This is a genomic window from Halorussus marinus, from assembly GCF_004521895.1.
GTDB lineage: Archaea > Halobacteriota > Halobacteria > Halobacteriales > Haladaptataceae > Halorussus > Halorussus marinus.
The window spans coordinates 31,290-45,138 of the sequence record NZ_SBIR01000014.1; the positions used below are offsets into that span (position 1 = coordinate 31,290).

9 protein-coding genes and 1 pseudogene are annotated in these 13,849 nt (G+C 55.4%); 3 read left to right on the plus strand and 7 right to left on the minus strand.

Going from position 1 to position 13,849, the window contains the following annotated elements; translation table 11 throughout:
- The first annotated feature begins 14 nt into the window (after positions 1 to 14).
- Complete coding sequence (locus EPL04_RS16300) at positions 15 to 878, plus strand: hypothetical protein (RefSeq protein ID WP_134672245.1); 864 nt, start codon at positions 15 to 17, stop codon at positions 876 to 878.
- A 180-nt stretch (positions 879 to 1,058) separates the two neighbouring features.
- Here EPL04_RS16300 and EPL04_RS16305 read toward each other — a convergent pair whose 3' ends face one another.
- The 5 genes from EPL04_RS16305 to EPL04_RS16325 all read right to left on the minus strand — a co-directional run bounded on the left by EPL04_RS16305 (position 1,059) and on the right by EPL04_RS16325 (position 9,270).
- Positions 1,059 to 2,351, minus strand: coding sequence for an SAVED domain-containing protein (locus tag EPL04_RS16305; protein ID WP_134672246.1), 1,293 nt, complete (start codon positions 2,349 to 2,351; stop codon positions 1,059 to 1,061).
- Positions 2,348 to 4,714: a ThiF family adenylyltransferase gene (locus EPL04_RS16310; protein ID WP_134672247.1), complete on the minus strand. Its 2,367-nt coding sequence runs from the start codon at positions 4,712 to 4,714 to the stop codon at positions 2,348 to 2,350. The genes EPL04_RS16305 and EPL04_RS16310 overlap by 4 nt, the downstream gene beginning before the upstream one ends.
- Positions 4,715 to 4,731: 17 nt before the next feature.
- Positions 4,732 to 5,847, minus strand: coding sequence for an SMODS domain-containing nucleotidyltransferase (locus EPL04_RS16315; RefSeq protein ID WP_134672248.1), 1,116 nt, complete (start codon positions 5,845 to 5,847; stop codon positions 4,732 to 4,734).
- 63 nt (positions 5,848 to 5,910) lie between these two features.
- Entirely contained in the window at positions 5,911 to 7,143 is a 1,233-nt protein-coding gene (locus tag EPL04_RS16320; RefSeq protein WP_134672249.1) for a phage integrase SAM-like domain-containing protein, read from the minus strand.
- Positions 7,144 to 7,593: 450 nt separating this feature from the next.
- The gene (locus tag EPL04_RS16325; protein WP_134672250.1) at positions 7,594 to 9,270 is read right to left on the minus strand and encodes a transposase; all 1,677 of its coding nucleotides are present in this window, start codon (positions 9,268 to 9,270) and stop codon (positions 7,594 to 7,596) included.
- A gap of 92 nt (positions 9,271 to 9,362) precedes the next feature.
- Here EPL04_RS16325 and EPL04_RS16330 point away from each other — a divergent pair.
- A pseudogene (locus EPL04_RS16330) lies at positions 9,363 to 9,505 on the plus strand (deoxyhypusine synthase family protein); the annotation flags it as partial.
- Positions 9,506 to 9,592: 87 nt separating this feature from the next.
- Here EPL04_RS16330 and EPL04_RS16335 read toward each other — a convergent pair.
- Together EPL04_RS16335 and EPL04_RS16340 are read right to left on the minus strand one after the other, a co-directional pair.
- Complete coding sequence (locus EPL04_RS16335; RefSeq protein ID WP_134672251.1) at positions 9,593 to 12,028, minus strand: heavy metal translocating P-type ATPase; 2,436 nt, start codon at positions 12,026 to 12,028, stop codon at positions 9,593 to 9,595.
- Position 12,029: 1 nt separating this feature from the next.
- Positions 12,030 to 12,881 carry a sulfite exporter TauE/SafE family protein gene (locus tag EPL04_RS16340; RefSeq protein WP_134672252.1) on the minus strand — a complete coding sequence of 284 codons (852 nt, stop codon included), beginning with the start codon at positions 12,879 to 12,881 and terminating at the stop codon, positions 12,030 to 12,032.
- Between the two features lie 235 nt (positions 12,882 to 13,116).
- Between EPL04_RS16340 and EPL04_RS16345 the strand changes: the two genes are divergently transcribed.
- Positions 13,117 to 13,476, plus strand: coding sequence for a GNAT family N-acetyltransferase (locus EPL04_RS16345; protein WP_245154600.1), 360 nt, complete (start codon positions 13,117 to 13,119; stop codon positions 13,474 to 13,476).
- The last annotated feature ends 373 nt before the right edge of the window (positions 13,477 to 13,849 follow it).

Below are 13,849 nucleotides of genomic sequence, written 5' to 3' on the forward strand. Positions count from 1 at the left end.
ATCCGCATCGGAAGATGAAATCCCTCGCAGTATCGGCGTTGCGGCAGCGATTTGACCAATATGACCGTTGTGGACCCGAGGTCACCGTCGACGTTCACGATACGCCGACGCTCACTGATTCTCGCCGGGCAGATGCCCTCGTCGAATTTCCCGCTGATGATGCAAACGACTACCTTGGGCGTGGATTGATCGTTGAGGTCCAATACGCAAACGAAGACAAAGACCTCGACGCGGTCACGCACGACTATCTCTCGGCCGGATATAGCGTCTACTGGGCCAGCCCTGACGATTTTACGAACGACCGATTCCGTATTGAGGAGATGGTCGTCGCATTCGACAAACGGGCTGAGGCCGCCTTCGCAGCTTCGTGGGCAGACCCTCCAGAGGTAGAACCACCTGAGGAGTATCTGGAGCGGTTCCTGAACGCTGAATCCCTAACTTTCTCCGACCCGAATCCGGACTGTGACCATACCTGGAAATACGGAGGGAGTGACCTCCACGACCGGGATTTCTGTAAACACTGTCGGCTTGAGCGCTGGAAAGACACTACGGTAGAAGCGTATATCTACGATGAGTCGACCATCAAGACGAGCTCAGATCTTGCTGACAGAGCTGCTCAAGCAGCGTTTGAACAGCGAGAAAAGGAGGAGAAGAAAGAAGACCATCAACACGTCTGGGAGCCGCGAGGAGAGAACCGCTATCGGTGCCGGTGTGGGGCCCGTCTCAAAGAGCACAACGGAGAGGAGGTCATCTCAAATGATCCGTTCGAGGACTTCTCTGAGATGACGACCACGGACCCCCAGTACTGCGATCACATTTGGGAACGTGAGGACGGCTACATGAAGTGTATCTCCTGCGGACTTGAGGATCCGCTCTAACCTGTTCCGTCTTGTACTGGGCTACAGCTGGGAGCGATTATTTGCTTATGGTCTTTGCCGATTTGCTCTTCCGAGGTTGTTGTGACAGTCGCCCCTACCCGTATCGAGGGTGGGAAAGCCGTCCCCTGTCGGTGTATGGTGGGACGAGGTACTGCAACCGGTATCGTAGAGTATACGGTGTTATGGGAGCCGGACAGCAGGTTGATAGGTTCTGTTCCCACTTTCAGTGTCTAGAATATAAGTCTGAATCGCAGGAGAAGTGTTTGTTTTCTGTCCGAGTAAGAATGCGAGCCCAGCTGGTGCTGCCATAAATAGATGTAAGGTAGACGTTTCTGGAAGACGATTCATCGCCTCACGAAGCTCCTCCTGAAATACTTTTGCCGCATGTGCTGCTTCAGAGGGTGTTAATCGCCCTTTTGAGTCCTGCCCTAGTCCTAATTCCAGAATCCCATTAAAGTCCGGGAGCGAAGATTTCGTATTCCCAACCTCCGGCTTCACATCGTCGGTAATGTTCACTAGGACGGCTAGGTCCGAAGCGGTTCGGTCGATCTCTTCGAGGTCGCTCTGTAAGTTGCTCTCTTCCAAGTCCCGATCAAGACGCCACGGCGAAAAATTGCCATCCTGGTCTGGTTGCATCCACGCGGTACTAATTCCTCGTGTCTCCGGAAGGCAGTATCCGAGCGAGAAAACTGCTGGTAAATGGGCTCGTCCTCGAAAACGAAGCTCTCTCCCTGGAGTCTCTTGCTGAAGATAATCGGTCGTTGTGCGTAACGCTGGGAGCAGCTCCTCATTCCATAGGGATTCCTCCGGTATACTGTCGTCAAAGTGAGGCGACCAATCAATACTCACGGCCAGCTGAATATCATAAGATGGTTTGCTATACGTGTCCAGCGAGCACTCTACTGGAGAATTAGACGACAGATGATTGTGGATACATTGCAGTCGACGCTCCAATACAGCATCAATTACAGCATCAAGAGTGGGAAGCTGACCGCTGGTCTTCTGGTTCTGTCCCATTCTGTCTAGTATCGAGTTTATGATTCGGCCAATAGCTGAGGAGGAAGAAGAAGTCCCCTTCACTTCCAAGGACTCCATATACCAATGGGAAAGGTCGTATGGAGATTCTGCTTTGGACAAGATTGCTTCCCCCTCGTCATAATCAACACCAGGAACGAGCACCACAACAACAAAGAACTCATCATCACCCCGCCACCGTTTGTGAAGTTCAGGAAGCTCTGTTTTAAGGATGACAGGGGATTGAGTAACATCACTACTAATAATTGCGACACCACCCGCAAGGTTCGAGTCTTGGAGATCTTCTCGGATTTGTTGCTCTAATGGATCTGGACCGATGTCGTGAACGTCACGCCAAACAGGTATCCCGTGATTCCGGAGGGAGATTTCCAGCTTTTCGGCTAAGTCCTGTTGTGAATGTTTGTAGCTAATGAAGACATCCCCAGTTGGATTAGTCATTGAGAGTCACCTACTCTCGCATTCGGGAAGTCAATATCTAAATCAAAACTATTCGTTGGTCTACTTGGCTCATCTGACGGTCCGATGTGCACAAGTTCCTCATAACTCCGATTCCGGTGGAAGAGATACGCTCTGACGGCAAGCGTCTCTGACGGGTTTCCCCCGACAATAAACATAATCGGATGGGGACATCCATACTCATCAGTCGAAGCGATTTCGTTCATTTGTGCCCGATCTGGAGAACTCAACTCCGCAGATCCGCCGGGGTGATAGTGCCATTCTCCCAAATAGTGAATACCCAGACTATCACGGGCCTCTCGTAACCACTCGTCAACGCGTTCAGTACCTCTGGTGAAAGTTGTAGGCCCTTGATCAGAGTCTCGTGGCGGATCACTGGCACGGATAATCCGTGCGGCTGTCTCTTCTAATGCGCTACCGGCTAATATTCCCCCTGTCTCAAGAGGATTTGCGTCGACGCAGATATCAACAATCGCTTTAAGGCAAGCGACAGGGATTTCTACCGATACTCCAGAATCTGGGGCGACCCATTGTTCAACATCCTGAAATGGGGGCTCTGCCTCTGAAACGGTGGGAGTGCCATCATCCCGAGATTCGAGGACTCTGAATTCAGTTCCGCGAAGACCTAATGAAGCATCCTGTTCAAGTAGGCGTGTGATCGTTCCAGCCCATGTCATGACCTGATCCATACGAATCACCGATGCTGGATGCCAGCAGCCAACGCGTTCAGGAACAGCGTCTTCATCGGGTTGCCACTCAATCTGTTCTTGCAACCGCCACGGTTCGAATTCTTCTTGAAACTCATCAACCGGGAAACTCAGAGAGTATGATGCGAAATAGAATAGCCGGTTCCCCCGTCTACCTATAGACGCCGAGCAGAAGAGAACCGGCTCTTCCCACCTGCAGGAATTTAGTGCTTGAAGAACAGAATTCGAGGCCGTACAATCGATTACTACATCTGCAGATTCAACCACCTCTAATTGCTCTTCTTCCTCCAAGGGGAATGAAAGAGAAAATCCATCAACATCGGCATGCGGTGATACCGAGTTGAGCCTATTCGCGAGCGCCTCAGCTTTATTTTCTCCCACGTCAGGGAGGGTTAACGTGTGTCTCGCCAGGTTGCCGATTTCCAGGGTTTCCCCATCAACGATAGCGAGGTCGTGACACCCGTCGCGTACCAGTCCCTCAGCAACGGTACTCCCGAGTGCACCGGCACCAATGAGAAGCACACTGGCTTCACGAAGTGGATCTTGGATGTGCCCCCGACGAGAGAGCTGTTCGCGAGCCCAGTTGTCTGAATCTAGCCAACGGATAGAATCTCGAGAAAGATCTACTCTAGCCGCGATTTCCTTTCCTCTGGGGGTTTCCCTAAATCCAGGTAACTCAGATGCCGGTCTAACATCAGAGAGTTCGATAGCCTGCCAATGGATGAGTTCCGAGGACCCTCCGACCTCACTAGGAATTGGAAACCCTAAGAGGAGACAATTGAACGCATCATCTTCGACGATAGTATCTATATTTGCCCGGAGTTCAAATGGATCAATAGAGGAATCTTGCAGTAAGTTTGCCAAATCACTCCAAGTTTCAGGCACCTCCCAAGGAGGCTCGATTGGGGGTTCCTCTAATAATAGCCATGCTCCACTAGTCTGAGAACAGATATTTGAACTAATGTATTCTCCCCACTTCGGGTGATGCACGACGTTGTCGTCTTCATCTCGGAACTGCTCTGTAAGGAAGACATCTGACGGCTCGGTCAGCTCTACGAAGTCAACGAACCCCCAATTACCAAACTCAGATCGCCAAAGTTCGAGGGATTCCGCTGTTTCATTGAATGCAACTCGATTCTGAGGGGCAGAATTCGTGCTGAATATCGGAAGTTCAAATGGTTCTCCTTCCTGACGGAGTTCTCCCTTTGACGCTGCTTCTAACCACGACAGAGCCCGTTCCAAGTGCCATCGAAGACGTTCATCTGGGGAATTTGGTTCCCTCGTGGCGCCCGATCGCCCGATGATATGTCCGTAGCGAGCCACACAGATGTTACCCTTTCTCCAAGGAGTATCTTCGTCGCCGGCTACGTTGAGGCGCTGATGAGGGTAGGTGGCCGTGATACTCCCTTCCTCAGCAGGGTAAATTCGAATGCTACCTCCAGGATAGGTCGAGTCGATAAGAACGAACCATGTGGACTCCTGCGGAATTTGGGAGGTGGCCTCAATTTCGTCTGGTTGAAGCTTGACTTCAAGAACCCATTTTGATCCTCCTTCGTGCTGTAACGGGCCTTCAACAACCGTGACACCATCAAGAGATTCGAGCGAAGAGACAGCTACTGTGAGTTCAGAGGGTGGCATCACTAGTCTAAGAATTGTTATGCAAATCGCTGATCCGAGACACTCGTTGATTTTGAGGAGGAGTCGAGATTGACAGCTTTTTCTCCACCATCATCTGAATCGCCATTTCCGTATTCAGGGAAGGAATCGCCAAGAAGATCAGACCACAGATCCCGTGATACCGACTTATCGTCTTCTTCATATGCGTTTCGAGCTAACGTTGCTGCCTCTCCAGCTGCTTCATGGAAGGCAGCAAAGTCGTCTCCGTCAATTCGAGCAAATACGTCAATCTGCGGGAGTCCTCGAGCAGGGAGAGTGGGAGTGTCATTCATCCGAGCTTCATTTGCATAGCGCTGTTCAATAGTTTCGAAAGTGCGAACGATCCCCTCAGCAACGCTATCGATATAATCAGGACAGCACTCGCCGACTAAATGCTCGAGTGGGTATCCCTTTGGTCGTTCAGGTTCAGAGACTTGGGTTCTTCGCCACCACTTGATTGCTTTGACGACGTTTACGTAATGGCCGTCTGTAAGGTCGTTCTTTTTTAGAGTCCACTCAATTGTGGCGATTGGGTGTGTTTTATCCCACTCTTCGAGCCGCCGATCCGGGATATCAAGTGGCTCGTCTCGCCACTCTTCCTCATTCTTGTCGAGGGTTAGTCCAAACGCTTCGGCAACTCGGCTTGATTGGTTTGTATCCAATCCTTCGCCAACCTCTAATCCGCCAACTGAACCGTCTGGCTGAAGAGCTGCTTTAGCTGCTTCACTGGGGGATGCAGTCAACACTAGATCAATCTCAATACGGTCTTGGTCAATCTGGTAAGCCCGATCCTTCCTGCTCCATTGGCCCTCATAGTGCTCCTCTAAGAATGGCTCACATTTTTCCATAGCTTCTCGTGGAGTCACCTCGTCTTTGTCCAAGTCCGTGACGAATACAATATCAACATCCGATTTTTCATCCCCAATTGGTCTGACAGCAGTCCACCGTCGATAACTCCCTTGGAGGAAATCCCCCACATAGAATTCACTTATGATGTCGTCATTTCTAAGTAAATCACGCAAGGTTTCGTGCCCCTCCTTGTAATCCTCAATATGCTGGTCCGAGGGACGGATATTCGTCAGAAACGTCTCAAAAAGCGATGGGAGGGTTGCCATATAGTAACAATGCCCCTACTGGCTCATAATGGTCACGAGAGGGGAGTGAAAGTGGAATAGTTTCTATACGCCAGAATCGATTTCCTCGAGAGCTTCAGTAGCCACATCACCAAGTTCCCCAGCCTCAATATGCGAATACCGTTCACGGACCATTTCTTCGGAGTTGTCGAGATATCGAGCCGCGACTGTATACCCGAACGCGCGGACTAGCACCTCGCCCATCCCACGACGGCCACCATGCGGAGCAAGATAATCGTGTTTCGGATGGTCGATATCGATCTCTGCGGTCTTTGAGAGCCGTTGGAGAATCGACCGTGCGCCGTCCGTCGTGATCGACGGCGGCTGAATGTCCTCATCGAGCGCCAGCAGCAGGTCGCGAGCGTACTCCGCTCGGCGTTCAGCGATTGCTTCTGGGCGTTCCCCTCGTTCGGCGAGCTCTTCCCGGACGAGCGCTGCGAGCGTCCGTTGGTCGAACGTCGGAAACACCGGCCAGCGCTCCGTTGGTGGGTCCATCAGCTGGCGATAGCTCCGAAGCGGCGAGATCACCGGGTCGGGAAGACTGGCGGCGTCCCACTGCTGTTTCTTCCGGTAGACGTCCATACTCCCGTCGTCGAGGGAGAGGTCCTCCCAGCGAACACCGCGTCGGCGCGGGTCATTCGGGTCCCGGAGGAGTTCGCCGACGCGGACGGCGGTATACGCGAGGACGAACACCAGCGCCCGGTCACGAGCCGCCTTCAGCGCCGCGTAGCGTGCTCGCTGCTTGTCGAGGGGGTCAGTATTCTCTGGGAGTGTCGTGTACGCCTCGACGGCGTCGCGGGCCCGTTCGTCGACGTGGCGGGTGAGGGCGTGGCGCTGTTCGGACGTCCAGGCCTGTTGGTCTCCGGGCTTGCGGCCGTCGTCCCCCGGCAGCGGCGCCATCGCACTGGCCCGCTGCGCGTAATGTGCTTCGAGATATCCTTCGTTGACGCACCAGCCACACCAGGCAGAGATATAGCGGTAATAGGTTTGTACCGTGTTCTGCTTGAGTCCCCGATCTCCACCGAGATGTCGGGCGTACTCCCGGAACACGCGTTCGTCGAGATCGTCGAAGGTCGGCTCCCGTTCGGCGTCGTCGGGGGCGATCCCGGTCCAGTCGTCGTCGCCGCGGTCGCCGGCGGCCCACTCGGCGAATCGCTCGAGTTCGCGTGCAGCGTTTCGTCGATAGTTCCCGCCGTCGCCACCGCGGCCTTTCCCCTTATCCTGGAGGTAGCGCTCGAAGCTGTCGTCGAGCGGCGTCGAAAGCGGTCGGTCAGGCATCCACCGGCCCTCCACCGTCCTGCGGGCCGGCTCTCGGTGCCTTTACCCCGGGGGAAGTGCCGTCGTGAGGCGGTTGCAGCATTCGTGGTTCACCGACGGCGGCGGGGTACTTCAAAGTGGTCGTGATTACGAGCATAATCAGGACCACTTTCTGTATTCGACCCATCGGGAGAATTCAGGGGTCTAGAGTCTCTTAGCGCCGGAACTCCGTATTACAGTAGAATGTATATCGTATATCGCTATACGGAATCTCGGGCTTGTGATGTTGAGACTACAGTGGGTATAGCCGGCCTGTGATGCATGGTTTTGTCCGAATCGAGAGCGGAATCTGCTTCAGATCGCTTTCTGAACGGCCGTTCTTGTCATTTAGGTAATCAATTCGGAGAATTTCCGAGACTCCGGATAGTGTGGCCACTCAGACGCTGCGCTATCACGGAGAGAGGCTCCTCGCTATCCGATTCCGGTCTCCTTCTTTACCAGCGTCAGCGTGTTATCAGCCGTCACGATCGGCGAGTGCTCGTATTCACCAGTCAATTCGACCTGCACAAGCAGGTCCACAGCCCGCCAGATTGAGTATAGTAAACACGCGAACGCGAAGTAGAAGAACCGCAGGCCGAAGTGCTTTGAGGTCGTCGCGGCCATGAACCGCTTGATCGATTTATAGCCGCTTTCAATCTCCCACCGGTAGCCGTACTCCGTGAGAAGGCCACTCTTCCGATTCGTCATGAACACCGAGTACTGCTGATGATCCGTGTGTTCGGAGTTCTCTTTGCGTCGGTAGATCAGCGTCGTCGAGTGCCACTCGTTGTCGCCGAGATGCAGTTTCCGGTCGGTTTCATACCGATCCTTGTCGCGCTGTAGAAGTCGTTTCGCCTGGGCCTTCTCGCTGGTCTGCATCCGCTTTGGGACGACGTAGGAGAGTCCACGCTGGCTCAACATCTCTAGGATGTGCTGGCTATCGAACTCCCGATCCATTAGCACATTATCGACGTGGACAAGGTCCTCTGCCGAGTCCAAGAGGTCCGCGACAATCTCCTTGCGTGTGTTGCCTTTGCGTACTGGCCGTGCGTCTAGCACGATTGGAACGGCATTCCCGACCAACTGGACGGTGGCCCACTGGTAGGCGTACTCGTCCGTTTTCTCTTTCGTCCCGATGATCTCGTCTTCGTGCCCGGCTCGGTCACCAGTGAAGGGGTCGGACTCCGTGATATCGATTGCGACGATGCCGGCTCGGAAGAATTCCTCAGTCTCTGCTACTTGATCTAAGAGCCGGCTCACCGCCTGTCGGTGCATCTCCCGAATTTGTTCGATGGAGAGGTCACGTATATGCTCGCGATGGGCGTGGCCCAGTGGTGTTCGATCTCGGGTTGATTCGTGGATGAAGCTCCGAGCGCCTTCGTTGACAGCCAAATTCTCACGGAGGCCGAGATACGTCTGGAGGTCCCAGTAGGCGTTCTCGTGGATCTCACAGCCTTCGCCTCGGTCCAGTGAGAACGCTGGGAATGCAACGTCGCTGACGCGACCAGTGACCGTCTCTGTCTGCTCTAATACGGTCTGGTCATCGGGGTTCGATTCCGTACTCTTGTCACGGTGTCTGCGGCTCTGTCGGTCTGGCTCACGCGGGACTGTGACGCCCGCATTCTGAGCTTTGATAAGGATTGTTCGCGCTGCTGTCTCGATGGTGTCTTGGAGATCAGCTGTGAAGCGATGGTGCCAGCTCCGCCACAGGGTTGATTGGTTCGGCACCGGCTCCAGGCCGAGTTGATCACAGAAATCGGGGTGTTGGGTGAGGTATTCGACGAGGGCAGTTTCGTGGTCCCAGCCATAGCATTCTTTCAGCAGGAACAGGCGAAACAGTGTCTCCATCTCGTAGCTCGTCGAGCCTGCGTATCGGTCGTGGGCATCAAACTGGACGTATGCCAGCGGCACTGCGTGGACAAATGGTTCGACGGCCTCGTGGTCTTCCTGTTTGAACCATGCATCTGCGACGACACGAACGTCTGCTTCTACTGCGGCGAGTGATGAGCGGTCATACAGTGGCGTGGATTTGTAGGCGGGCCAGTCGGTGAAGGGCTGTTGGGCGATCTGGCGGAAGACAGTGCGGCAACACTCACGTGTCGGGGCCACGAAGAAATGCTGACCACGACACGGTAAAGTATTCGTCCAACTGTTCGATACTGAGCGTGTGTCTCTCAGAAAGAAGGACTCGTGACCGCTGGGATGGATCGCTCTCTGGAGCGCCCCCGAACGAGGCAGTATCGTGGGGGAAATCAAAGACGATGAGCAGACGAATTACATGCAGGTCGAGGCAGAAGCAACGCTCGTCTTCCCACTGCTTGTGGCAGGTGCTTTTAGCGAGTGAGTGCGATCTGCTCACTGAATCGCGTATTGTAGCAGACTGTTGTAGAACCGTAGCAGAGGGGTCACGACTATGCTTGCGTTCGAGCACTCAGTCCGAGCGGGCTTGAGGTTCGAGTCGTTCGGTACATTCGCTAGAGTCGGGCTCAGCCGAATGATCTCCGTTCGTAGGGAGGAGTCGGCGTTTCGAATTAAAGACGACAATGAGACTACTGACCGCCATCATAACGGCGGCGATCAACGGCGTGATCACGCCAGTCATTGCCAATGGGAGCGCAATCGCGTTGTAGCCAGCCGCCCAGACGAGATTCTGTTTGATTCGGCCTCGAGTTTCACTTGCCAGCTCGAAGACCTCGGGAACGCCGTCGAGACGGTCGTCCAGCACCACCGCGTCGGCCGCCTCGATCGCCAGATCGGTGCCGCTTGAGACCGCGATCCCGAGGTCGGCGCTGGCGAGTGCGGGCGCGTCGTTCGTTCCGTCGCCGATCATTGTCGTCGTCCCGCGCTCGCGGAGTCCTTGGACGATCACTTCCTTCGACTCGGGGCGCACGCCTGCGAATACGTGATCAACTGCGGGATGGTTCGCAAACGTCTCGGTCATCCGCTCGTCGTCGCCAGTCAGCACGACGATTTCTCGGTCCGCGTCCGCGAGCTCGGAAACCACGTGTTCCCAGTTCTCTCGCGGCGTATCTCGGACTGTAACGACTCCTCGGACGACGCCCTCCCAGGCAACCGCCGTGGGATGAGTGCCCGACTCGTAGGCGTCCGTGACGGCTGCCTCGATCTCCGCGGGAATCGTCCACTCGTCAGCATCGAAGGAGCCTGGATGGCCGATAACTACGCGGGTATCGTCGACGAGCGCTGACACGGTACGGTCGGCGCTCTCGAAGCTCGACACCGAGCGCGTGGTCGGCGGGGCGGCATCGTCGATCGCAGCGGCGATGGGGTGGCTTGACCGACGTTCGACGGCGGCCGCCATCTCGAGCACTTCGTCAGGATCGTCGCCAGCGATGTCCACAAGTTCCATCTCCCCAGTGGTGAGCGTCCCAGTCTTGTCGAACACAACGACTGCGGAGTCGTCGATCCGCTCAAGCACTGTCTCGTTGAGAACGAGCATCCGATTGTCGGTGGCATCGCGGGTGGCCGCCGCGAGAGCAAGCGGGGTAGCGATGCCGAGCGAGCACGGACACGAGACCACTAGCACGGAGACACCGGCCATTATAGCTGTGTTTAGGTCGTTGCCAAGGACGAACCAGCCAGCGGCAGTCAGCGCGGCAAGCCCGAGTACGAGCGGGACGAACAGCACCGCAAAACGGTTGACCATATGCTGGACGCCCGTCGCAGAACTTTTGACGTTCCAGAGGAGTTCGACGAGGCGATCCATCGTACTGGTGTTTTCCGAACCAACTTCGACGACAACCGCATTGTCAGTGGGGATCGACCCGCCGAGTACGGTGTCCCCAACGGATTTTCGTTGCGGGAGAGATTCACCCGTGACGAGCGCCTCGTCAATTGCGGCAGTCCCGTCGACGATCTGGCCGTCGACTGGGATCCGTTCGCCAGGTTTGACTAACAGCCGGTCGCCAGGCTCACACTTTGCAATTTCGATGGTTTCAGTAGCCTCACTGTCGTCGTCGAGCCGGCGGGCCTCATCGACGCGTGAATCCGTGAGGTCGGCGCGATTGCCGAGCGCAGCGTGTTTGACCCGTGACTCGAGATGGTTGCCGATGGTGACGATCGCGAGCACCATCACTGCGACGTCGAAGTACGGATCGCGCCCGCCCGTGAGGTAGGTGGCCAGCGAGTAGAGATACGCTGCGAGCACCGCGATGGCGATCAACACGTCCATGTTCGGGCGACCGACTTTCAGGCTCACGTAGGCCCCGCGGAAGACCGGGTATCCAAGCCCAATAACGATGAGCGTACTCCAGACAGCTAGCGGCCCGAACACCATCGCCTCAACGGTACTTCCGTAGAGGAAACTCTCGGGATAGATGCCGAGATACACCGGATAGATGAACAGGACGTAGAGAATCAACACAGGCATCATCAGTATCGCCGCGAGTACCGCACGGTATTTGCCGAACTCAACACGCGAGCGCAGCGAGTCGTTTTCTTCGTCAGGACCATAGGCCTGGTAGCCCAGTCGACTTAGTGCCGCAGCAATCGCGTTGCGGTCGATGTGGTCAGGGTCGTACACCACCTGCGCCATTTCAGTCGCGTAGCTCGCACGCGCTTCGTGAACGCCGTCCTCTTCCTCGGCAAGGAGTTCGATGAATCCTTCGCAGGTCTGACAGTGCATTCCGTCGATCGAGAGGTAAGCCGTTTCGGCACCCTCGGGGACATCCGGTCGAGAATCCTCAGCCTCGACGCGGTCACGGACGGCCGCAATCGAGAGGTCGACGTCCTCACCGTTGTCAACCAGGCGTGCGACCTCTAGACAGCCCCGACAGCAGAATTCGCCGTCGATGGCCTCGTCGATGATTGGGTCTTCGGCGGGGAGGTCACAGAGTGTGCAGGTGGACATGTTACGCAACCGCCTCCGAGCCGGCGATCGGTTGATAGTACGGAATGTCGGGCAACGGGAGCATGACGCCAAACCGCATGAGCCCCATCGCTAACAGGACGTATCCGAGCCCAATGAATAATACACCGAGTCCATAGTGGACCACCTGTCGCTGGCGGGTGCTCACTGACTGGATCACCGTTCCGTAGAGGAACACGCTGGGGATCGTTCCAAGCCCGAGCACGCCGAGCGAGAGGAGACCATATACAGGTGAGCCCTGTGCGAACGCGTACAGAAATGCTGGATAGAGAAGCATACACGGCAACAATCCATGGAGTGCGCCGAGGCCCACGATGCCGATGCCGTTGACCCAGCGGTCGATCCGTGTCGAGATCACTGTGTAGGTTCGCGTGAATATTGATCCGATACCAGTATCAGCAATCACACCTTCGACGGCTCCTTGTTGGTAGCCGGCCAATCGGGTGATTCCAATCCCGAGGATTGCCACGCCGATGCAGATGCCGACGACACCCTGGACTGGCCCGAGAATCCCGGCGAGCCCGATGGTCCCGTAGAGGAGCGCGCCAGCAGCCCCGAAGACAGCCCCGATAAGGGCGTAGCTCAGCGTCCGGCCGAGGTTGAACAGCGCGTGCTGCCGCACTTCATAGAGGGTGAGTGCGCCCGACCAACGGTCTTCGGTTTCCATACGCTCGGCGTAGGTTGCAACGAGCGGTCCGCACATTCCAATACAGTGTGCACCGCCGAGGAGGCCAATCAGAAAAAACACCACCAGTCCATAGCCACTCGCGATGCCGATCTCACTCAGTTGTACTAGGACTGCCGAAATCATACTCACGGCTGGCAAAGCCAGCATAGATTAGAGTATACCAATCGTCGTGTGTAGTGGGTTTCGGTTCAGGCCGTGACTTCGAGGATCGGTAATGTGAATCAATACAGGATATACAGTGGTCGCGTGGAAAATTCCTCAGACATGGAATACCAGCTCCGATTAGCTACTCGAGAAGATGCACCAGCCATCCGTTCTATCTATGTCCCTCTCGTCGAATCGACTCCAATTTCGTTTGAAGTTGACCCGCACGACTACAGAGATGGCTGAGCGGATTGAGACGACTCTCCGGAAGTATCCGTGGTTCGTTTGCGAGACGGACGAAGGCGAAATTCTCGGATACGCAACTGCGAGTTCGTTGCGGTCAACCCCGCCGTATGAATGGACGGCTGAACTGACGGTATACGTCGCTGAAGACGCTCACCAATCGGGTATCGGAACCGCGCTGTACACCTCCCTTTTGGAGACTCTGAAGGAGCAAGAATATTATAACGCGTACGCAGTCGTGACGCTCCCGAATCCTGCAAGCGTGAAGTTACACAAGCGAATGGGGTTCGAACCGGTTGGTACGTTTCCCACAGTTGGCTACAAACAGGGAGAGTGGCACGACGTCCAGTGGTAGTATCGACAACTGGCAGATCACCTATCCGATCCGGAACCACCGTAGCCATTAACTGCCATCCGAGAGTCGCCCGAGCTTGAACACATTCTGAAAAGAGCAGAGACATACTTCGACATCTAATCAATACGCATACCTACTGAACAGTTGATTCACCCCGATCTCTCTGGGATAGCCCTGTCCCGGTCACACCATATGCATTGAGATAGCCAGTCTCAACTACCACTATGCATTGGAAGCTGGCACAGTTTCGGAGGATACGTTAGCTTCAGGCGAACCGCTTTTCCGTGAGTCCCTCAGATCGGCGATCTCGTCTGGCCAATCATCCCCGCCAAGGCTTTCACCGACGGGCATCTCTGAAACCCGTAGCGGGCGA